At 71.2% G+C, this 22,016-nt stretch carries 15 protein-coding genes and 1 pseudogene; 3 read left to right on the top strand and 13 right to left on the bottom strand.

Translation table 11 applies throughout. From position 1 onward, the window contains the following. Positions 1 to 178: 178 nt before the first annotated feature. On the bottom strand, positions 179 to 772 hold the full coding sequence (locus GA0070216_RS18225) for a hypothetical protein (protein ID WP_245722568.1): 594 nt from the start codon (positions 770 to 772) through the stop codon (positions 179 to 181). Positions 773 to 1,147: 375 nt separating this feature from the next. On the opposite strand from GA0070216_RS18225, the gene GA0070216_RS18220 reads away from it, so the two are divergent. Continuing rightward, complete coding sequence (locus GA0070216_RS18220; protein ID WP_141723130.1) at positions 1,148 to 2,335, top strand: sensor histidine kinase; 1,188 nt, start codon at positions 1,148 to 1,150, stop codon at positions 2,333 to 2,335. Further along, on the top strand, positions 2,323 to 2,997 hold the full coding sequence (locus GA0070216_RS18215; protein ID WP_245722567.1) for a LuxR C-terminal-related transcriptional regulator: 675 nt from the start codon (positions 2,323 to 2,325) through the stop codon (positions 2,995 to 2,997). Before GA0070216_RS18220 ends, GA0070216_RS18215 begins: the two co-directional genes overlap by 13 nt. A gap of 10 nt (positions 2,998 to 3,007) precedes the next feature. On the opposite strand, the gene GA0070216_RS18210 is transcribed toward GA0070216_RS18215, so the two are convergent. From GA0070216_RS18210 to GA0070216_RS18160, 11 genes are all read right to left on the bottom strand, one after another. Continuing rightward, positions 3,008 to 4,924: a TOMM precursor leader peptide-binding protein gene (locus GA0070216_RS18210; protein ID WP_091247334.1), complete on the bottom strand. Its 1,917-nt coding sequence runs from the start codon at positions 4,922 to 4,924 to the stop codon at positions 3,008 to 3,010. Further along, complete coding sequence (locus GA0070216_RS18205) at positions 4,921 to 5,676, bottom strand: ABC transporter permease (protein WP_091247331.1); 756 nt, start codon at positions 5,674 to 5,676, stop codon at positions 4,921 to 4,923. Before GA0070216_RS18205 ends, GA0070216_RS18210 begins: the two co-directional genes overlap by 4 nt. Continuing rightward, positions 5,673 to 6,596 carry an ABC transporter ATP-binding protein gene (locus GA0070216_RS18200; protein WP_176739024.1) on the bottom strand — a complete coding sequence of 308 codons (924 nt, stop codon included), beginning with the start codon at positions 6,594 to 6,596 and terminating at the stop codon, positions 5,673 to 5,675. Before GA0070216_RS18200 ends, GA0070216_RS18205 begins: the two co-directional genes overlap by 4 nt. Next, positions 6,593 to 7,828, bottom strand: coding sequence for a zinc metalloprotease (locus GA0070216_RS18195; protein WP_245722566.1), 1,236 nt, complete (start codon positions 7,826 to 7,828; stop codon positions 6,593 to 6,595). The genes GA0070216_RS18200 and GA0070216_RS18195 overlap by 4 nt, the downstream gene beginning before the upstream one ends. Then, the gene (locus GA0070216_RS18190; RefSeq protein WP_091247327.1) at positions 7,825 to 8,871 is read right to left on the bottom strand and encodes a lantibiotic dehydratase C-terminal domain-containing protein; all 1,047 of its coding nucleotides are present in this window, start codon (positions 8,869 to 8,871) and stop codon (positions 7,825 to 7,827) included. The genes GA0070216_RS18195 and GA0070216_RS18190 overlap by 4 nt, the downstream gene beginning before the upstream one ends. Further along, the gene (locus GA0070216_RS18185; RefSeq protein ID WP_091247325.1) at positions 8,864 to 11,623 is read right to left on the bottom strand and encodes a lantibiotic dehydratase; all 2,760 of its coding nucleotides are present in this window, start codon (positions 11,621 to 11,623) and stop codon (positions 8,864 to 8,866) included. The genes GA0070216_RS18190 and GA0070216_RS18185 overlap by 8 nt, the downstream gene beginning before the upstream one ends. 7 nt (positions 11,624 to 11,630) lie before the next feature. Continuing rightward, a complete protein-coding gene (locus tag GA0070216_RS18180; RefSeq protein ID WP_091247323.1) occupies positions 11,631 to 13,277 on the bottom strand; it encodes a nitroreductase family protein in 1,647 nt (548 codons plus the stop codon). A 9-nt stretch (positions 13,278 to 13,286) separates the two neighbouring features. Further along, positions 13,287 to 15,155: a TOMM precursor leader peptide-binding protein gene (locus GA0070216_RS18175; protein ID WP_091247320.1), complete on the bottom strand. Its 1,869-nt coding sequence runs from the start codon at positions 15,153 to 15,155 to the stop codon at positions 13,287 to 13,289. After that, complete coding sequence (locus GA0070216_RS18170; RefSeq protein WP_091247316.1) at positions 15,152 to 17,257, bottom strand: TOMM precursor leader peptide-binding protein; 2,106 nt, start codon at positions 17,255 to 17,257, stop codon at positions 15,152 to 15,154. Before GA0070216_RS18170 ends, GA0070216_RS18175 begins: the two co-directional genes overlap by 4 nt. Beyond that, a complete protein-coding gene (locus GA0070216_RS18165; RefSeq protein WP_091247402.1) occupies positions 17,257 to 19,029 on the bottom strand; it encodes an AfsR/SARP family transcriptional regulator in 1,773 nt (590 codons plus the stop codon). Before GA0070216_RS18165 ends, GA0070216_RS18170 begins: the two co-directional genes overlap by 1 nt. 502 nt (positions 19,030 to 19,531) lie before the next feature. Continuing rightward, positions 19,532 to 19,726, bottom strand: a complete 195-nt coding sequence (locus tag GA0070216_RS18160) for a thiazolylpeptide-type bacteriocin (protein WP_091247400.1) — start codon at positions 19,724 to 19,726, stop codon at positions 19,532 to 19,534. 151 nt (positions 19,727 to 19,877) lie between these two features. Here GA0070216_RS18160 and GA0070216_RS18155 point away from each other — a divergent pair, with 151 nt between their 5' ends. Further along, positions 19,878 to 21,146, top strand: coding sequence for an amidohydrolase (locus tag GA0070216_RS18155; RefSeq protein WP_091247314.1), 1,269 nt, complete (start codon positions 19,878 to 19,880; stop codon positions 21,144 to 21,146). Between the two features lie 67 nt (positions 21,147 to 21,213). Here GA0070216_RS18155 and GA0070216_RS18150 read toward each other — a convergent pair. Next, positions 21,214 to 21,876 (bottom strand): annotated as a pseudogene (locus GA0070216_RS18150) (IS6 family transposase); the annotation flags it as partial. Positions 21,877 to 22,016: the final 140 nt, after the last annotated feature.

The following is a 22,016-nucleotide window of genomic DNA, read 5'->3' as shown; positions in this document are numbered from 1 at the left end:
GAGGATGGGCCGCGATCGCGGAAGCGGGGGTCTGGTCAACGACGGGCCGCCCGCCGCCGCAGCCCTGTACCTGCCGAGAATGTCATCCGGGCAGGTCAGGCGGCATGTTCGTATTCGTGGAGGAAACCGCCGAGGCGGTCGCGGCGGCGGGTCCGTACCCAGCGTTCCATGATCGCGTTCATCCGGGGTATCCGTACCCGGTGAGTATCACGCCGATCCCGGCGTCGGTGAGGATGGTGTCGAACAGTGCCGGGCACTGACGATCTCGGTCGCGGATCAGGTATTTCACCTGGCATCCGGTGTCTTCGAGGTCCATGACCAGGTTGCGCGCGGTGTGGGTCACCCAGGCGGCGGTGGGATGGGCGGTGGCGCCGAGGATCCGGATCCGGCGGGTGGTGTTCTCGCGGGCCAGGCGCAGGACGAGTCGGCGGATCGACCGGATCGTTCGTGGCCGTCCGGCCCGGTGTGGCCGGGAACTCCGGGCGGGTCGGCGGGCGATCAGGTGGCGGTGCCAGCGCAGTACGGTCTCCGGGTGGACCAGTAGCCGTAGGTGGTTCAGTGTGGTTCGTGGCAGCGGGTGCAGCAGGGCCGCGAGCCAGGCCCGGTCGGCTCGCGTGAGCCGGGGCCGGTCGCCGTGCAGGTGCCGTTCGAGCACCAGGGTCTGGTGCCGCAGCGCCAGGATTTCGGCGTCCTTGCCGCGGTCGCTCATCGGCAACAGCCGCAGCAGGGCCAGAGCGTTGGTCACACCGAGGTACGCCAGTCGAAACAGCACACCCCTATCGTCATGCGGCACACGACGTCGACCACTGCCGCGCTTCAGCCCGGCCTGCTCCGCGCCAGGACCGGCCGCTCCAATGCTTGGTGATCACGTGGCTGTGGCCAGGGTGGATGGGGTTTTCGGCATCCACAGGTCCAGCCGTGCTGCCCACGCGCGTGGCCTCGGCGACGCTCTGCCCGTGACGAACAACGGTCAACTCTGCAACGGTATCCATCAATCAACTGTCCGGCAGGAAGATGTCCGGTGGGCGCGACCGTGCGGCTCCTGGCAGGTGAACCGGCCTCGACCGGGGAAGCCTGTCTGCCGCTGGCGCTAGTCGTCACTTCTGCGTACTACCCTGGACCTGCATCGATATGCGAGGTTTTATACGTGCTTTCACCAGCGGAGACGGTCCACGGAGCACGCGGTCGGGCAGAGCTGCTACTCATCCAGGCGTCCGGCGCGCTCCGTGCCGTGCAGCTCTCCGTGGGCCTGCCGGTGTTGCTCTTCGGCGGACTCGACGACTTCCGCTCCACCACCGCGATCGTCGGCAGCCACCTGTCGGCGGTCGTCTGGTCGGCGGTGCTGTTCACCGTGATGCTGCGCCGGCGACGGGTCTCGCTGGCCTGGGTGCTGGTCGATCTGGCCCTCGCGGCGATGTGGTTGATCACCGTCCCACAGATGTGTGTCACCTCCTGCGCCAGCGGCTGGCAACTGTGGACCGTGCCGTCCGCCATCGGATCGATCATCCTGGCCATGGTCTTCATCCAGATCGGCATCGCGGCCGTCGGCACGCTCGTCGTGGTCGGGGCGTACGTGCTGGGTATCTGGGAGCACGTGAGCCGGTCCGGGATGCCGGCGCCGGACGCCCTCGGCTCGGTGGCGGTGAATGTGTTCTTCATGCTGGGCTTCGCGTTGCTGGCCTGGCTGTGCGCCTGGATGCTCCGTTCCTCCGCCCGGCAGGTCGACCTGGCCACCGCCGAGGCGATCGAGGCACGCGCCCGCGAGGCCACCGCCCGCGCCCGTTACGACGAGCGGACCCGGCAGTACGACGTGTTGCACCACACCGTGCTCAGCACGCTGAGCAAGATCGCGCGGGGCGGGTTGGACCACCGGGACGAGGCCGTCCGCGCGCTGTGTGCCCGGGACGCCGAGTTCCTGCGCGGTCTGATGAGCGGGGCCGCCGAGACCGGGCCGAGTGACTTCGTGGGGGCGCTGGCCGGGGTGGTCCGCGACAAGCAGGCCCTCGGGCTCCGGGTCAACTCGCAGTTCCACGCCCTGCCGGCCACGTTGCCCCCGGCAGCGGCGTCGATGCTGCTCGGGGCGACCCGGGAGGCGCTCACCAACGTGGCCAAGCATGCCAACGTCGACGAGGCGTGGCTGACCGCGGTGGGCGAGGGCGACGGAGTGCGGATCGTGGTGGTGGACCGGGGGGTCGGTTTCGAGCAGGAGGCGGTGCCCACCGGCCGGGGGCTGATACGCGAACTGCGCCACAGCGTGATCGAGACAGGTGGCACCGTGGACGTCACATCCAGTCCGGGCCACGGCACGGTGGTGGAGGTAACGTGGAGCAACTGATCGAGGTCGCCGCGATAGACAACGACCAGATGCTGTTGGAGGGTATGGCGACCTGGCTCGCCTCGGTGCCGGACATCCGGCTGACGGCGACCGCGCGGTCGGTCGCCGATTTCCTCAGCCAGACGGTCACCGCCCGGATCGTGCTGCTCGACCTCAACCTCGAGGATTTCACCGACCCGGTGGAGAACGTCGCGACCCTGGTCGACACCGGGTTCACCGTCATCGTGATCACGGTGGTGCCGGACCTGTCGTACATCCTGGCGACGACCGAGGCCGGCGCGGTGGCGTACGTCTCGAAGACCGCGAACCTCACCGTGCTGGCCGACGTCATCCGAGCGGTGGCGCGCGGCGATTCCCCGCTGACCATCGAGCACGCCTTCTGGCTGGGCCGCGACAACCGCCCGGACCGGCCGGAGCTGACGCCGCGTGAGCACGAGGTGCTGGTGGCGTACGGCCGGGGGATGACCGTGGACGCGGTGGGCCGGCAGTTGGGCATCGCCGCCGGCACGGTCCGCACCCACCTGGAGCGGGCAAAGCAGAAGTACGCCGACGTCGGGCGGCCGATCCGACACCGGGGCCAGTACGGCGAACGGATCCGGGAGGACGCCCTCGGCCGGGAACGGCTACGCGGGCCGGGCAACCACCCACCCGTCGGCGAGTAGCGCAGGCGTGCTACGGGAATGGATGGGGCACCGGCCGTGGCCCGTCGTCGGCCCGCCCCTGCGCGCGGAGTCGCTCGTGCAGCCGGGGCATCGTCAGGGCACGCTGGCGCAGCCAGCCGAAGTCGATCGGCACCAGGCCGGGCACGATCGTCGCCACCGTCCGCAGCCCCATCGTGAGCTGCTCCGGTGTGGTCTGGTCGACGACGATGACGCGGTGACCCTTGGCGTGCAGTTCGTCCAGCACACCCTGTAGGTCCTGGCGGAGGTCCTCGGTGGGCGGCGGCGCACCGTAGAGTTCGGTCATCGACTCCAGCGGCCGGTCGGCGAGATACTCCTCAACGTGCGCTCTCATCTGCGGAAGGCCGAACAGGTCGGCATGGTCGTGCACCGTCTGGACCAGTGAGTAGTCGTCGGCCATCGCCCGCAGCTCGTCCCACCGCTGCCGGGTCCTCCCGGCCTTGAGCGGAATGTAGGACAGGGTCTCGGAGAGCGCGGCGGCGACCGCCTGTTCCGGGGCCAGGTGCGCCCCGGCCGCGAAGGCCAGCAGGCCGGGCCCGCCGTCGTGGCGCACCGCCAGCGTGGTCACCACCGGCACGGACAGGTCGGTACGACTGTCGAAGGCCAGGACCTCGTAGCCGGCGAGGGTGCCCCGGTCCACCATCATCCGGATCGCCGCGTCGGCACACGAGTCGAGGTCGATGCGGCGCGGCCGGTCCCGGCTGTACCAACCGAGCAGGAAGGCGTCCCGCTCGATGAGTTCGAGCAGCCCGAACAGGATCGCCTCCTCCAGGCAGCCACCGGTGGCGCAGCCGTTGGACGAGGACAGCACGAAATTGTCGCCGGGTGCCCCGGAGCTGTAGAAGCACAGCCGCCGGGGCACCAGGATCGGTTCGCCGCTGCCGACCACGTGCCCCCACACCCAGGGGATCGGCTGGTGGGGGTCGAAGGGCTGCACCAGCGGATCGGCGTCGTAGGTTCCGTCGGGATAGCTGCCGCAACTGGTCGGGTCGAGGGCCTGGTCGGCGATGTCGGCATAGGCGGCGACCACGGGGGCGCGAGCGCGGCGCTGGTGGGTGCCCGCGTAGCGTTCGAGCCCTTCCAGGTAGGCCAGCCGCAGGCTGTCGGCGAAGCCGTTGGCGTGCCCGCTCCAGGCGACGTCGAGCAGACCCGCGTAGCCCCGGATGAAGACCCCGCCGGTCACCGCCGCGGTGGTGGGCAGGGTCGGATTCAACAGGGCCCCGGCACCGATGACGCCGCACAGCGGGTTGACCAGCGCGCCGACCGGTAACCGGTAGTCGTGCACGCCGTGCAGGCGGTAGCGGTCCGGTGCCGGCTTGGGGCGTGGTCGGGGTGCCTCGAAGACTGTCGGCTCGTCCGGTACGACAGTCCCGCAGCTCGGGCACCTCGGCTCGGGCATGACCGGCACGGTCAGGGCACGCAGACTGCCCAGATCCACCGAGGTCATCCGGCTCAACGCCGCGCTGTCCGGGTCGAGAAGGACGCCGACCGTCGGCGGTGCCTGCGCCACGACGCGGAACGCCGACCACACCGCGTCGACGACCCACTCCGGCAGCTCGGGCCAGCCGCTCACCGCGGTCAGCCCGCCGCCGACCTCCAGCGCGTCGCGCTCGGTGCGTCCCCGTAGCCGCTGCCACCGGACGGCGAAGCAGTGTCCGCACGGCTCGCTCCGGCCCTCGGCCGCGCCCCACGGTCCGAGGAACACGGCGCGGGCGGAGAGGTGCACGTTGGCGCGGCGTCGGGCCGGGTCGGCGGTCCCCATCACGTCGGCCGCGCCGAGCGTCACCACGACCGGCGGTCGCCCACCGGCCGGCGGGGCCGCCGACCAGCGGGCGTCGAGGTCCCGCTGGAGCTGGCCGGCGGCGGCACCCATGGGGACACCCGCACCGGCTGCCGCTGACCGGGTCATTCGTCGTTGCTCCACGTGAACAACCGCAGACCGATCGCGGTGAAGACCGTGGCGAATCCGACCAGCACCAGGCACGCGCGCCAGTAGTCACCCACCTCACCCGCGCCGGCCAGCGCGTAGACCAGGCCGTCGAGGATGTAGCGCAGGGGCATCGCGTACGAGACGCTGCGCAACCAGTCCGGCATGAGCTCCACCGGAATGAAGGCGCCGGACAGGAACGCCATCGGGATCACCACGCAGTTGCCGATGGCGCTCACCGCCTCGGGGGTCTTCGAGATCGCCCCGATGATCAGCCCGACCCCCAGGAAGGTGGCGATGCCCAGCAGCATGATCGGCAGGGCGAGCGGCCAGCGCGGGGCGACGTTCATGCCGAACAGGGGGATCGTCGCCACCCCGATGAAGAGCAGGCACTGGGCCACGCCGATGCAGACGGCCACCGCGAGGCGGGCGAGCACCACCTCGGAGATCCGGGCCGGCGTGAGCCGGATCAGGCGCAGCAGGTCGTCCCGGCGCCACTGCATCAGCGTGAAGGCGACCCCGAACGCGGCGGCGTTGGCCAGCCCCCAGGCCAGCACCCCGGGAGCGATGAAGTCGATGTATCCGTTTCCGGTCTCCACCACCTCCTGCCCTTTGAAGATCAGGCCGAAGATGACCAGGAAGACCAGCGGAAAGGCGAAGGTGAAGAAGATCGTGACCGCGTCGCGGGTGTTCGCCTTGTAGGAGGCCCGGGTCAGGGCGGTGAAGACGGTCATGACTGCGCTCCGATCAGTTCCAGGTAGACGTCTTCCAAGGTGGCCGCTCTGGTCTGCACCCCGTCCAGGTCGGTGCTGGCGCCGAGGGCAGCCAGGACCCTGGTCAGGTGCTGGGTGTGCAGCGTCAGCGTGCCGTTGTCGACGGTCACCGAGTCGACCCCGTCGAGGCTGCTGGCCTGCTCCGGAGCGATCTGACCGACCGGAAGCAACACCTGGGTGCCGACCGCGGCGCGGCTGATGAGCTCACGGGGCGTGTCCAGCGCCACGACCCGGCCCCGGTGGAGAATGGCCACCCGGTCACAGAGGGCCTCGGCTTCCTCGAGGTGGTGGGTGGTGTAGACGATGGTCTTGCCGGCGCCCTTCAGCTGGCGCAGCACGGCCCAGAGGTCCCGCCGGGCCTGTGGGTCCAGTGCTCCGGTCGGCTCGTCCAGGAAGATCACCTCGGGCTGGTGCACCAGCGCCGTGGCGATGGCCAGCCGCTGCCGCTGACCGCCGGAGACCTTCGTCACCCGGGCGTCGGCGGAGTCGGTCAGCCCGACCTGCGCCAACGCCCGGTGTGCGGCCTGCCGGTCGAGCCCGTAGAACGCGGCCACCGTCTCCAGGTGCTCGCTGGCGGTCAGGTGCGGAAAGAACGCCGACTTCTGGGTCTGCACCCCGATGAGCGGCAGCAGCGCCCGGTTACGGGGATGCGGGTGGTGGCCGAGCACGGTCACGGTCCCCGTGTCGGGGGTCCGCAGTCCTTCGATGATCTCGATGAGGGTGGTCTTGCCCGCACCGTTGGGCCCGAGCAGTCCGATGAACTCGCCACGCGGCACCGTCAGGGTCACCCCGTCCACGGCCCGCACCGCCCCGTACGACTTGCTCAGCCGATCGACCTCAATAGCTGGTTCTGCGTTGTCCTGCATCGCCTCGCCTCTCATGTGGTGGGTTGATGTGGTGGGGTCCGGAGCTGACGGCGGGGGCGGCCGGCGAGCCACAGGGTGATCGTCAGCACGACCAGGGCAGCCGACGCGGCATACGCGACACGACCCCACGAGGGTTCGAGCAGCCGGCCACCGGCGTAGGCGACACCCACCCCGGTCGCCGCCGTGGCCACGTGCCACCCCACGCCGTAGAGCCCGAGCGCGAGCCGGGCCCGCCAGGGATACGGTGCGCCGTGCCGCAACACCCACCGGCGCGGTCGTGACCAGAGGTACCGGCGGCTCTCCGCAGCGAGCGCCACCATGCCGAGCAGGTGGCTGAGCATCTTGTAGCCGTCCAGCGGCGCCATCGGTACGTAGTTGGCCAGGCTCTGCACCGTGCCCACCAGGACCACGGCGGCGGTGAACCGGTGCACCGCCGAGCCGGGCGTGACGAGCAACCAGGCGAGCAGGAACGGCGCGACGACGAGACTGTTCAGCACCCCGCCCACCGCCGCGATGACGACCTGCCGGACGCGTGAGGGCAGGAACTGGTACTCGTCCACCCGGCAGCTCAGCGCCACCAGGTTGATCCGGACGCCGGCGCAGCCGAAGTGGACGGCCGCCACGCCGTGCGCCAACTCGTGCAGCATCGCGCTGAGGTAGCTGACCACGACGATCCCCGCGAGCCAGCGCCAGTCGCCGAACACCGGACGGGCGTCCTGCCACAGCGTCGGGAACTGCGCCGCGACGCAGGCGTACATCGCTGCGAGGCCGAGTCCGACGGCGACACCGGCCGGAAGCGAGAAAGCCCAGCCGAAGGCGGCGGCCAGCCGCCGCATCCCGCCCCCGAAGCCGCCCGCCGGCGAGCCTGCGGGGAGGGCCGCCGGCCCGGTGGCCGGTGCGGCCGGCGCCGGCACCGTGCCCGCCGGGGAGGCCGTCTCCAGCAGGTCGCGTTGGCGCAGCAGCCAGAGCAACTGCGACCACTGCGCCGCCCCCAGCCGGCGGCCGAACCGCGCCGCGTACGCCGTGCCCAGCTCGGTCAGCGACCGACTCCCGTCGAGCCCTCGGATCAGGAAGCACTCCTTCGCCGTCACCTCGAACGTCCTGCCGCCGGGTGCCTTCAACAGGTGCATCCGGTCCGGGCCACGGCCCAGTTCCCGGGAGATCAGCAGGTCGGGCCGGACCCGGGGCCGGTCGCCGAAGACGGTCGACAGGTACGACGCGACATCGGTGGTCGTGCTGTCGGTCACCGGGCTGCCAACGTCTCGCGCAGCGCCCGAGCCACCAGGTACGCCAGGTACGCCTCGTCACGCAGGGTGATGTACAGCCGGTTGTTGGTCATGTGCAGGTACGGCGAGAGCAGTCGTACCGAAGCCTCGTGCGCGTCGGTGACCGTGACCGGCACCGCGCCCTCCGGGTACGCGAACGTCAGCGCGGCCGACTCGGCCAGGGCCGACACCCTGCCGCGCAGCTCCTCGGCGTGCTCGGCCCAGCCACGCAGGAAGACCGGCAGCCGATGCTGCTCGCCGTGGTCGAGCGCGTGCAGGATCGGCCGGAACCGGCGATCCAGGTCACCGGACATCCGCTCGTACATCCGCTCGTAGTCGATGTTGTCGACGAAGCCGGCCCCGCCGAACGCCCGGTGCCAGAACTGGTGGTACGAGTCGAAGAACGCCACCAGGGCGTCGCGGTCGGGCAGGAACGTGCCCGCCATCACCAGCATGAGCTGGGCCGCGATGCCCAGGGTCACCGGCCGCAGGTGAAGGTTCATGGTCCGCACCATCGCGATGACCAGGTCGCTGGAGTAGCGGAAGTGCCACTCGGCGAGGGCGACCCCCCGTGCCCCGCCGTACTTGCCGTACTCCGGCTCGTAGGGTCGATAGCTGAAGGAGTTGTTCGGCTGCATCTTCGCCCGGCCGTCCGGGCCGGTCAGCCCGTCCGGCGTGCCCTGCGGGTACTCCAACTGGAACAGCCGCTCGTGCAGTTCGCCACGGAAACCGGCATCCATTTCGTACAGCGCCGGCCGGTCGGCCAGGAAACGCCCGATCGCCGCCTCGGCGGTGGCCCGTACGGCGGGCTCGTCGGCGGGCGTGCGCGGCTTGAGCCGCAGTCGGACGTGCGGGCCCTCCATCCAGTAGTTCATGAAGAAGTAGGAGTCCAGCAGGCCCTGGGCGGTCAGCTCGTCGACCAGCGGTCGGATGCACTCGACCACCATCGGTCTGGCGTTGGCGCCGTAGAAGATGTGGATACCTAGCCACTGACCCGGTTCGGCGGTGGCGGACTGCTCAGTCATGGACAGCTCCGAGCGTCGGGGTGGGGGGGAATGTCTCGATGACGAACTCGGTGACGTGCCGACCGTGGTCCGAGCCCGCCGTCAGCCCGTCGCCGGACGGCAACATCTCGCGGAACACCACCCGCTGGTCACCGTCGGTCACCAGCGCCTCCAATGCGAGCAGCGACAGGTAGCTGTCGCAGTCGACGTACTGCGGCTTGGGTCGGCCCGCCACCCGGCCGCCGGCACCGGCGTGCACCGTCGCGAACAGCCGCGCGGGCAGCCCGTGCGCCCGCCGCCACCGCTGCCAGCCGAGGAACCAGGCGGCATCGGTGTCGCCCTCGGTGCGACGCGGAAGAGCCACGCCCGTCATCGACCAGCTCCGCCTGCTGACCACGACGTCACCGACCCGCACCCGTGGGCGTCGGGTGACCCCGCCGGCGTCCGGCGACTCGGGCACGCCGCGCCACACGTCGACCACGGCCATCGAGGTCGGTGACAGCAGCAGCAGCGCGCGGTGCAGCTGTGGCAGCGCCATCGGCACCAGGTAGCCCAGGTAGACCGGGATCACCTCGCGCCCCAGCCGGGTGGAGCGCAGCACCACCCGGTCGGTGTCGACATCGTGGTGCAGGTAGAGGTCGGCCAGCGGAAGCTGGTTCTCCTCCGGCACCAGGCTCGTCTCACCGGGGCAGACGATGACGTATTCGGTGAGCCGCGCGTGCAGGTTCAGGTTGGTGGTAGCCGGGCCACCGGTGACCTCCGCGAACACCGCACCCGGCGGTGACACCTCGGTGGCCTGGCCACGCAGCTGCCCGGACAGCGGCGGCACGGTGTCGTCGAAGCAGTGCGTGAATCGGCTGAACGGAAACGACAACCCGCCCAACGACTGGTTGACGACCACCAGCGGCCCGTCCGGGCTCTGCGCCACCTGGACGAGGTGGCTCTGCGGCCGGAATCCGCCGAGCAGGTCCCCCAGCCGGTCCCCGATCCCGTGCAGTGCCTCGACGTCGAGCCGGATCTCTGCCGCATCGGGTGCCGCGTGCACGGCCGCCCGCAGGTTCGCGGTGAGGTCCTGCCGGAGGCCGTCAAGTTCGGACAGCTCCGGCCGGCCGAGCCAGTTCTCCTCCGGCTGGTAGGAACCGTCGTCGGCGTACGGTCGCCGGTCGGCGGTGGTGGCCAGGTACTGGTCGTACAGGTCCTCGTGGAAGTCCTCGACCAGGCGCAGCAGATCGTCGCAGCGCCCACCGACGCCGTAGCGGGCCAGGAAGAAGCCGTGGAACGTGATCCGGTGCGGCAGAGTCAGGTCGAAGGCGGGGAGGATCGCCTCCACGGCGGCGAGGTCGTGCCCGACCAGCCGTTGCCAGGGGTCCTCCGGTGCGGTCAGCCGCTGGTCGATCCGGCAGTCCTCGTAGAGCAACGCCTGCGGCAGGGACGCCGACTCGACGCCCAGGTGCACCTGGATGTCGTGGAGTGACTCCCGCAGCCGCTGGATGGCGCGGCGTCGGTCGGCGAGGTCGCCCTGCCGGAACGTCTCCACCAGGGCGATCGGCTCGGCCAGTCGCAGGGCCAGGTCGTCGGCCCAGGCCCGGTGCAGGGTGGTGAGGAAGTCGTGCAGTTGCCGAAGCGGGTCGGGGGTGTGCACGTCGACGGCGAAACCGTCGATCTGCAGGATGCCCAGCCGGAGCAGGATGGTCAGATACTCCTCGCACCGCTGCGGGCTCGCCTGCGTCTGCTCATGGAGCCAGCCGGCGAGTTCGGCGCAGCGCCGGGTGCCGCCCTGCAGCAGGCCGGTGAGCTGGTCGAGCAGTCCGCTGCGGCGCAGGTAGAACAGCCCGTCCTGGATGGAGTCGAAGCTGACCGAGACGCTGTCGTCACCCGGGGTGATCCACCGTCGCACGTACCGCACCCGCTCCGGGTCCTGCCGCAGGCCGGGGCTCAGCGCCACCGGTAGGTCGCCGCGCCGGTCGAGGTCAGCGCAGACGGCCTCGACGATCCTCGTCAGCGCCACCACGTTGAGTCGGGCATACCCGTGCCACGGCCCCGCCCCGGGCAGGTCCGCCTCGGTCGCGCCGGCCGTGAACTCGCCCACCCCGATCCCGGTGAACGAACTGAACGGGCTCGTCTTGCACGCGGTGCGGTAGAGGTAGGACAGGACGGAACGCTCGACCCGGCGCAGCTTCTTCGCCGGCGGGGCGCCGTCGCGTCCCGCGAAGGACACCAACTGCTGGTCCAGCGCCGGTGAGGCGACCTGCATGCCCGCCCGCAACCGGGGATCGCCGGACAGCCGCCACAGCTCCGTGCGGGACCTGGCGAGTTCCTCACCGAGCAGCAGGTCGAGCTCTCGCAGCCGCTGCGCCAACTGCTGCCGCCGGGTCAGCCAGTCGCGGAGCGGGGCAACCGTGGTCGGGGCCACCTCGGCCACCGTGGCGAGCGCGGCATCAAGGTCGGCCGGGAGCGACCCCTTGAAGACCTGTCGCCGCAACGCGAGCAGACGTCGGCGCGAGTCGCCGTCCTCGTTGGCTCCGACGAGGTCGTGCAATAGGTCGCTGAGGGTGGCGGCCTCCGCGGCGAGGGCGGCTTCCAGATCGAGGACCTCGTCGGCCCGTTCGGCGGCCCGTCCGCACCGCAACCCCGTCACGGTGTCGTACGGCAGGCCACCAACCCGGACCGCGAAGTACCGGCCCAGTCGTCGCGCCGGCAACCCGGACCGCTGGGTGGTGGCGGGCCGCTCGGCGGTGCTGGACCGCTCGGCGGTGCTGGGAAGGATGGTCATCGTCGCCTCACCGCAACTCGTGCCGGTAGTCGCTGGGCAGTGCCCGCTCGTGGCCGGCGAGCATGATGAGCAGCGGGACCTCACCCGCCGCCGCCAGCTCAAGTTCCTCGACGTACGAGACGCCGTCGAAACCGAGTGCCACCCCGCAGCCGAGGTCGAGCGCCGCCGCAGCGGTGTAGAAGGTCTGCGCCACGGCACCGATCGTGGCGTTCACCACGTTGTAGCCCCGGGGGCCGGCCGCGTCCAACACCGCACCGACCCGGATGGCAGGTACCACCACCACCGCCGCCTGCTCCACGTTGTAGTTGGGCAGGAAGTAGTTCCGCTGGAGGAACATGCCCGGCGGCCCCGGCCGGCAGGCGCGCAGTTGGTGGCGGGCCGGGTCGTACTCGTAGCTGCCCGGAGCTGTCTGCTGCACGTGGTTGACGAAGACGTACAACTTCGTCAGCGCCCCGTCGGCCACGTCCGCGACCTCGGTGGGCAGTTGCGCGCCGTGGGTGGCCGCGAGCAGGGCCGCGAGGTCGGCCGTCCCGAGCGGGGTGCTTCCGTCGAACCGGCCGAAGCTGCTGCGGCGGCGGCGCAACGCGGCGCGGACCGGCATCGCCAGCGGGCTCGGCGGCGGCAGGGCGACCCGGTCACCACCCTCCGGCGTCGCGCTGGCCGCTGCGTCGGCGAGCGCGCCGACGGCCGGCCGGTCGGTGGCCGCCCGCGCTGTCGACCGATGGATGCGTCGGGTCGTCTCGAAGGTCAGCACGACCCGTGACTTCTCCTGGTCACGTCGCCGCACCGCGACGGCGTCATCGTCCGGGACCTCCTGCGGCGGGGGTGGCGCGTGGTGCGCCGGGGGTGGCGCCCAGGACAGCGGCACCACCGCGAACAGGCCCTCCTCGTCGGCCGGCAGCCCGAGCAGCCGCCCGAGCGCTGCCTGGTCGAACCAGAAGTGGGGTTGGATCCGCCGCCGTTGACTGCCGGCCCACAGCCGCCAGGTCTGGAGCAGCGTGCCCACGTCCATCGACACGGCGTGGTAGGCGAAGCTGTTGTACTTGAATGCGTTCGCCCAGTACTTGACGCCGATGACCAGGAACTGGGTCGCATCGGTCGGCAGCCGCAGGGCCGCGCGTACCCGGCCCGTGACGTCGCCGGCGAGCAGTCGCTGCATCGCGTGCGGCCGGCAGGCGTAGTGGTACACCCCCGGGCAGAGGCCCGCCCCGGGCCCGGCGACCCAGTAGATGCTGCACGGGTAGAGGCCGCCACCGGAGGCGGTGCCCCGGTGCCAGTTGGCCCGCGCGTACCACGGGTAGCCGTGCACGTCGGTGTTGGCCTGGATGGCGAGCCGCCGGCCGACCAGCCCGTACGAGTCGCGCAGCATGGCACCCAGCACCGGCAGGTCGAACGGCTCGTCGCCGGGCTGCGCCACACCGGTGCCGGCGGCCTCGTCGCCGGGCCGCGCCGCAGCGATGCCGGCGTCCAGCGTCGCCGACGGCGGTGGTGGGGCGTCGGGCAGCGGGAACGCCAGGGCACCGGGATAGTGCTTCGTCGGCCGCGGCTTGTCCGCCCAGTTGGGTACGAAGTCGGCCGGCGGCAGCGGCACCCGGTTGCGTCGCAGGATCATCGAGGCGTACTCGTGGGCGTAGCTGTCAGTCGTGGTGTTCATCGCCTCACCTCAGGGGTACGGGTGTGGGACCAGGTGGATTTCGTCGTCGCGCAGGTCGTGGTCGACCAGCCCGGCCCGGTGGTGGGCGGTCCGCAGCCGGGGCATGTTCAGCGCCCGCTGCCGCTGCCAGCCGAAGTCGATCGGTAGCAGTCCCGGCACCGTGACGCTGGCCGTGTGCAGACCCAGGGCATGCTGCTCGGGCGTGGTCTGGTCGACCACGATCACGTCGAAGCCGCACGCCGCGACCGTCCGCACACAGCGGTCCAGGTCGTCGCGCAGGTCGTCGCCGAGCGGGTGGACAGCGTGCAGACCGGCGTAGACCTCGCTCACCGGGCGCGCCGGTGAGCCGGAGTCCAGCAGGAAGGACGTGTGCCGGCGCATCTCCGGCAGCCCGTACAGCAGCGGATGGTCGTGCAGCCGCCACACCTTGTCGTAGTCGTCGACCATCTCGCGCAGCCGTGGCTCGTCCGCTGCGGCACGGATTCCGGCCAGCACCGAGTCCGACGCGATCTCGCACAGCGCGGCGGCCAGGGCGGTCTCCGGATCCAGGCTCGCCCCGCCACCGAACGCCAACGTGCCGAAGCCACCGTCGACCCGCTCGGCCACCCCGGTGACGACGGGGAAGTCGAAGGTGCACCTGGTGTCGAAGAACCTGGCCCGGTAGCCGTACATCGCCAGCCGGTCCACCATCAGCCGGGTCTGGAGGCGGCTGCTGGTGGCGGGGTCGATCTCCGGCAGGGGGCGTCTGCCGTACCAGGCGAGCATGAAGGCGTCCCGCTCGACCGCCTCCATCAGACCGTGGTAGATCGCCTCCACCAGGCTGCCGCCCGAGGCGCAGCCGCTGGAGTTCTCCTGCACGAAGCGCTCCTGCAGCGGCGCGCTGTGGTAATAGACCAGGACTTCGGGCACGAGGATCGGCCGCTGGTCGCGCATCGACCAGCCCCAGACCCAGGCGATCGCCCGGTCCGGCGCGAATCGCCTGATGTGGCGGTTCACCCGGTAGAACTCGTCGGTGTACGAACCGCACACCCGGGGGTCGAGAGCGTCGGCACCCAACTCGTCGAGGGTCGCGACCACGGCGGTACGCCTGCGCACGGGCCGCAGGCCGGCCGCCCGCTCCAACCCCTCCAGCAGCCCCAGCCGTACGCTGCGCGCGTACCCGTCGGCGTGGCCGCCGAAGAGCATCTCGCGCAGGAACTTCCCCGATCTCGGCTGGAAGACGCCGTGCACCGGGGATGTCGAGGTCGAGGTGAGGTCCGGCCAGAGGGCTGCGCCGAGCGGGCCGCAGACCGGGTTGACGAAGGTGGTCGGCGACAGGGGGTACTCCGTCGCGTCCCGGGCTCGGAACGAGTCCGGTGCCCGCTTGGGGCTGGCCGCCAACTCCGGTGCCCTGGCCGCGTCCCATTCCACCTGGCCGCACACCGGGCAGTCGGCATCGGCGAGCAACAGCACCCGGCCCACCTGGAGGGTGTCCACGTCGAGGTGGTAGACGGCCGGTGGTCCGGTGTCGGGTCCGGCGGTGTCGACCGCGGCGGTCAGCGCCCGCAGGGCGTCGCCGACGAACGGGATGGCGTAGGGCCAGTCACCGACGGGCGTCGTCTCACCGCCCAACTCCAGCGCGTCGCGCATCTCCGGCGGCCGCACCGCCTGCCACCGGCGGGCCAGGCAGCAGGCGCACCCGGCCCGGCCCGGCTGCGGGGCGAGCAGCGCGTGCCGGCCGTAGACCAGCACCCGAGCGGGTGGCGCCGCGACGTCGGCGGCCCGTTCGTCGCGCACCCCGAGCGGATGCACCGCGAGGGGCTGCTCGTCCGGGGCGGTCAGCAACGCGCCGAGCGCCTCGGTGATCCGACGCCCCGGATCGATGACCGGCAGGCTCATCCGCGCGACCGTTCCTGGAGCACCACGCGCACCGTGAACAGGCCACCAGCCGGCAGGTCGGAGCCTCCGATCGGCACCAGCACGACGTCCGTGCCGGCCTCGGCCAGCCCGGCCAGCACCTGTTGCCACCTTCCGTCGGCAGCGGTCCGCGCGGCGGCGGTGCCGGCCACGGCGAGGGTGTCCGGGTGGTAGTCCACCAGCACGGGGTCGGTGCCGTCCGTGGCCTGCGGATCGGTGGACTGCTGCCGCAGTTGCACCTGGCCGACCAGATCGCACAGCGCCCGCACGGCGGCGGTGCGCCAGGACGGGTCGGCGGCGATCGTCCAGAGCTTCTCCCCACTGCGGGGCTCGGTGCACCGGGCCAGCAGCGCGTGCACCCCCGCGGGTACGCTGGCACCCAGGTCCAGCAGCTCGACGGTGGTCCCCAGGTTCGCCGCCGACCGGGTCAGGAACCGCAGCTCGGCATCGTCGTCGCAGGTGTCGAGCGGCACCCGCGAGGGCAGCGCACCCGCGATGGCACCTCGCAACGCGACGAACGCCAGGGCGGAGGCGAGCCCGTCACGGACCGCCGCCGCCGGGTCGAAACCCGCTCCGGCCCCGGCCGCCGTCGGTTCGACCAGGCGGTCGGCGTTGGCGGTGCCGAACGGCTCCACCGCCGCCCTCCGCACCTCGACGGGACGGCCGGTGACCAGCGACGTACCGGTGACCGCCCCGACGCTGCCGGCCCCGGCTCCGAGCTGGTCGGCGTAGGCGACGGCGGCACGCGCCAGCGCCCTCGTCCGGGCCCCCACCACGTGGTGTACGTCGAAAGCGCTGACCCGTCGTCGCCGTCCGGCCGGATCGGTGAGCAACACCGTGCCGATCTTGACCGGTGTCTGGTCCCAGTCCTCGTCGTCGTAGCGCCGGAAGATCCCGGTGTGCGGCTGCACCAACCCGTCCCGGGCCGACAGTTGCGCCGCTGCCGCGTCGGTCGCCGCGTCGGGCCCCGGCGGTTGCTGCGGTGCGGCGTCCAGGGCGGCGGCGTCCAGTGCGATCGGGGTCGGCTCCTGGCGGCAGTAGACACAGCGGGGGTGCGGGGACAACTGCTCGCTGACCACATCGAGCGATTCCAGGTCCTGGACGGTCACCTTGCCGTCGGTCTCGGCGGGCAGGGCGCCGGTGGTGAGCCGGAACACCTCGAACGCCAGGAGGTTGCCGATCATCGAGGCCAACGGCCCCGTCGGGCCGGCCGGACCGGCCGGCGGTGCACCGGCGACCGCGACACCCCGCCACACCTCTGCCGCCGCCGGAGTGGAGTCGTTGGCGCTGAGCCGCAGCATGGCGCAGTACCAGCACCCCCTGCGGTCGGTGCCGCCGGCCGGCCCGACGATGGCCCACCGGCCGAACGTCCAGGCCGGCACCAGCGTCTTTCCCTCGGGAACGCCGGCGGCGAGCAGGCGGTGAGTCAGCCGGGCAGCGCCGTCACCGCCGGCGACCAGCACGATGTCGGCACCGGCCAGATCGGCCCAGGTGGGCTCGTCTCCGGCGGGCCGCCAGTCGAGTACGGCGGACGGTACGCCGGTGGCGTCCAACTCGGCCGCCTCCGCGGCGGCTGCTCCGTCGCTGTCACCGACGATCGCAACCCGGGCCATCCCGTTGCGGATCAGGCTCACCGCACACATGTGGGCGATCGGTCCGCTGCCGACGACCACCGCGGTGCTGTCGCGGAAAGCGGCGAATCGTCGCGGCGCACCCGCCGCGTAGTGGTCGAGGTAACCGATCTGGCTGGCGAACCGCTTCGCCACCGCCGCCCCGAGGACGGTCGCCGGATCCACCTCGTCGGTTGGGACGTCCCGGGCGAAGCTGCGGGACAGTAGCGCGCTGACCAGCTCACCCACCATGGCACGTTGCGGGTCGGGCAGTTTCGCGCAGAGTTCGGCCACCGTCCGACGCCCGTCGAGGACCGGCACCAGCAGGCTGGCCAGCCGGTAGGCGCTGGGCGATGTGATTTTGAAGCCGCCCCCCGAATTGTGGAACAGCACACCGTCGTGGGCCGCGGTGAAAAGCACATCCCGGTGGATCCGTGGCCGGGCGGCGGCAACCGATTCAAATACAGTGCTCATCAGAACTCCGTTCCGGATGCGGAAAGAGTGGTACTGGCGTCGACAATCGGGCGGCGACCGTTGATGGCGCCACGAGAATAGAGCCGCAACAGATCGAGCATCCGGTATTTCCCGGCGTGCTCGTCGAGCAGGCTCGCGTCGGCGAGCTGGTCGAGGATCACCTCCGCCACGTGCGGGGCGACCTGTAGCCGTCGGGCCACCGTGGACAGGTCGAGGGGATCCAGTTCCTGGGCGCCGAGGCGCAGGACGGCGTCCACGAGCGGTGGCTCCAGCCGGTTCACCGCCGTGTCCAGTCGGCCGAGCAGCGCCATGTCCGGGTCGCCCGGCAGTGCCAGCCTGGCGATCGGGTTCTCGCGCAGCCAGGTGACCGACTCGGCCAGGCTCGTCGTCCTGGTCAGTAGCCGGGCAGCGGCGATACGCAGAGCCAACGGCAGATGACCGCAGAGCTCGGCGAGAGCGGTCGCCGCCGCCGGCTCGGCATCGACCCGTTCCGCTCCGATGAGGGCACCCAGGAGTGCCGTCGCCTCCGCCGCGCTGAGCCCGGATACCCGCTCGATCCAGCCACCGAACCGCGCGACCACCCCGCCCAGGCCGAACTGGCTGGTCAGCAGGACGGCGTCCCCCGGCGTCCACAGCGGCGCACTGGCCAGCGCCTGCTGGACGTCGGCGACGTCGTCGAGGATCAACAGGCCGCGCCGGGTCGGGTCGGCGCGGGGCCAACGTTCGAGTTGCCCGGCCAGCTCGGCCACCCTCAACGGGTGGCCGTCGGCGTCTCGCATGCCGATCAGCAACTGGCCGGCGGGGAAGTCGCTCTGGACCAGCGACGCCACCCGACGGGCGAGCGCGGTCTTGCCGACGCCGGGCAGGCCGGTGAGCACCAGCACACCCGCGTTGGCCCGCAGCCGGGTGGCGACGGCGTCGACCAGTGCGCGACGGCCCACGAACCCCTGTGGCGAGGCTATCGCGGGCAGCGCGACAAGGCCGGCCGGTGCTGCGGCCACCGCCCTCGCCCCGGCGAGCGGGGGCGGCTCCGTCCGGCCCTCACCGTTGAGGATGCTCAGTTCGAGCTGACGCAGCCGCGGCCCGGGGTCCACCCCCAGTTCGTCGGCGAGGAAGTCCTTCACCCGGCGGTACTCGGCCAGCGCCTCGGGCTGCCGCCCGGTCCGGTAGAGCGCCTCGATGAGCAGTTCGGTCAGCCGTTCGTTGCCGAGGTTCGAACGGGTGGCCTCCCAGAGCGGGACGATGGCCGACGCGGCGAAACCCAGCCGTATCTTCAGCTCGCAGAGTCGCTCCAGCACCCACAACCGCTCCTCGTTGAGCCGGGGCACGGCGTCACGGTGCAGGCTCTCCGACGGCACGTTGGCCAGCACCGGGCCGCGCCAGAGCGACAGCGCGCCCTCCATCAGCACCAACTGCCGGTCGGCCTGCGGTTCGGACTCCGCCGCCGAGGCCATCTCGCGAAACCGGACCAGGTCCACCGTCTGGCCGGAAGCGTTGAAGCGGTAGCCGCCCGGCACGGTCTCGATCGACGATGCCATGATCGAATGGCGGACGAACAGTTGACGTAGCCGCATCGCGCAGGTGTGCAGGGCCGCCTTGGCTGCCAGCGGCTGTTCGTCCCCCCAGATCGCCTCCTGCAGGGCACCTACCGAGACGACCTCGTTGGAGCGCACGAGCAGGGCCGCCAGCATCGTGGTCACCCTGGAAGGCGGCAGCACGACGGAATCCTGGCCCTGCGCGAGCGCCAGCGGACCGAGCACCCGGAAGATCACTTCGAGCAACCCTGCGGCTGGCAGGCCGTCCCAAGCGTCGATCCTCGGCGGCCCGCACGGCTGGCGCGGCCGGGGACCATCGGTGCCGCCGCCGGGATGACCTGCCGTCCTCCGCTTCTGGCGGAACTGCTCGCGAACCGGGCGCAGTCAATTTCCCTGGCCATCACAACGGTGCGCGACATTCGCACTGCAGGGCACTGTCGAGCATTTTCCGCAGGCCCGCTCACCACCGCGACCCCGGGGGAGTAATTCGAGCCTAAAGAAGCGCCAAAATCGGTGGCCCAGCTCGAAGTGTCGACCGAGCAATTCATGAACAACATCTTCTGGACGTATTGATCAACGGTCAAGTACGCAGAACCGTCTACCCTTGCCCGTGCTGCGCCAATTTCCGTACCGTCTGGTGAATTTCGCCCGAAAGGCCACCCGGCGGTGCGGTGGTGGTGGTGACCGCCGCCGGCCAGCGGCAGCGGTCACCGTGCCGATCACCGTGCCGGCAGGCAGGTCAGCCGCAGCACGACGTGGAGGAAGCCGTGCTCGTGCTCGACGTCGTGCTGCTGGTGGTGGAGGTGGTGGCGGAGCTGGACGTCGAGGCGAGGACCGCTTCGGTGACGTCGGTGTAGTCGGAGATCGCGAAGGTCTCCGTCTCCAGCTCCAGAATCTCCTGGGCGATGAGGTCGAGATCTGCCTGACCACTCATGTTGTGCTCCTTCGTGTCATCCCGACCGGGCTGGACCGGGAGCCCGGCGGTTCGGGCCACCCCAGTGCAGCCGGTCCCGCTCACGGATCGGCTACACGACGCTGGCAGCCGCTGTCAGCGATCTGTGAGCGCGGCGCATCATGCTGCCGGGATGGATGCACGCTCGGCGCAGCAGTCGGTAGCCGGGCCGGTGCGCGACGACGTCGTCCGGAAGGCGCTGGAGCTCTACCGGCAGCTACACCGCTATCCTGAGCTGTCGGGGGCGGAGGAACGGACCGCCGCAGCGTTCGCGGCCAAGCTGCGGGACGTCGGCTTCGAGGTCACCACCGGTGTCGGTGGACACGGTGTGGTCGGTCGGCTGGGCAACGGTGACGGACCGACCGTCCTGTTGCGTGCCGAACTGGACGCGTTGCCGATCGCCGAGCGGACCGGTTTGCCGTACGCCAGCGAGGTGGTCGCTCAGACCGGGGACGGTCTCCGTACCCCGGTCATGCATGCCTGTGGACACGACCTGCACCTGGCCGCACTCGCCGGTGCGGCCGAGGGGTTCGCCGCCGACCGGCGGGGTTGGCAGGGAACGCTTCTGGCGGTCGGTCAGCCGGCCGAGGAGACCCTCAAGGGCGCAGCAGCCATGATCGACGACGGGCTCTACCGTCGGTGGGGTCGGCCCGACGTCGCCCTCGCCCAGCACTGTGCGCCGCTACCCGCCGGGATGGTGGCACACGGCGACCTGATGACCGCCGGTTGCCTGACCCTGGACATCACGATCGAGGGCAGTGCCGGGCACACCGCGATGCCCCATCTGTGCGTCGACCCGATCGTCACCGCCGCCCTCATCGTGGTGCAGTTGCAGACCATCCGCACCCAGCAGGTCGACCCCGCCGAACCGGCCGTGCTCACCGTCGGCCGAATCTCCGCCGGCACCCGCGCCAACGTGGTCGCCGAGAGCGCGGTCATCGGCGTCACGATGCGGGCGTACTCGGCCGCGACCCTGACCAGGATGCGAGAGGCTGTCGAACGTGTCGTCCGGGCGGCGTGCACGGCCGCCGGCACTCCGGGCGAGCCCCGAATTACCGTGGTCGCCCAGTCTCCGGTCAACCGCCCGGATCCGCAGGTCACCGCAGAACTGCGGGCGGCACACACCGAGGCTTTCGGCACCGCTCGGGTGGCCGGCTGGCCGCCGTCGCTCGCCGCCGAGGACTTCCCCCTGTTCGCCACCGACGGGGTGCCGGCCGGCTACTGGATGCTGGGCACGATCGGGCCGGCCCAGTGGCGTGCCGCCGAGGGCACCGCCGCGGCCAAGATCGCGCAGATTCCGGCCAACCACTCGTCGAGGTACGCCCCGTACGCCGCACTCGCCCTGCCCACCGGGATCCAGGCGTTGACGACAGCGGCGCTTGTCTGGCTCCGCCGGCCTTAGCGGCAACGCCGCGGCGCTGTTGCGTTGGCGGATCGGCGGGCACGCCGAGCCGCGTCAGCGGTATTGGTCAGATCGCTCGGGCGAGTTCGGTGAACGCGGCGGCCACCCGCAGCGAGGGCCAGACGTCAGTGGCGAGTTCGTCGTGCCCGCGTCGGAGGTTCTGCACGAAGGCATGACCGGCGATGATCGTCTGGGCGGTGCGGTCGGAACGAAGTCCGCGCATCGGTCTGAGCCGGTGCTTGAGCTGGCGGTGATCAGCCTCGATCGGATTGTTCGCGTGCCGCCCGACGTGGTGCCACGCCGACGGGACCAGGTCATCGAGCACCCTCGGATAGACCGGGTTCGCGTCGGTGACCACCTCGCCGGGTGTGACCTTCAGCGTGGTCAACGCCCGGTGGAAGAACCGCCGGGCCGCAGCGGCGTCCCGGCGCGTTGAAACGAGCACGTCGATGACCTGCCCGTGCTGGTCGACGGCCCGGTACACGTACCGCCAGATCCCGTTGACTCTGACGTAGGTCTCGTCCACGAACCAACGGTCACCAGGACAGTGACGAGCGAACCGGGCAGCGTCGGCCAGCAGCGGGGTGAACCGCCGCACCCACCGGAAGACCGTTACGTGATCCACCTCGACACCCCGCTCGACCAGCAACTCCTCCACATCCCGGTACGAGAGGTCGAACCGCAGATACCAACGGACCGCCAGCACGATCACCTCAGGCGGGAACCGGAACCGACGAACGCCGACGCGGTTCTCGGCGCGCCAGCTACCGGCGCACGACGATGTCTGTCGATGAGCAGCGGCCTGCGCCGACGCCTCGACCCTGCCTCTCGGAGACGAACACGGTGGCGACTCCGCCCGGCCGCAGGTCT

The sequence above is a fragment of the Micromonospora matsumotoense genome, from assembly GCF_900091525.1.
GTDB classification, from domain to species: Bacteria; Actinomycetota; Actinomycetes; order Mycobacteriales; family Micromonosporaceae; genus Micromonospora; species Micromonospora matsumotoensis.
Note: the sequence above shows the minus strand (reverse complement) of the source record. Positions and strands in the feature narration are given on the sequence as shown.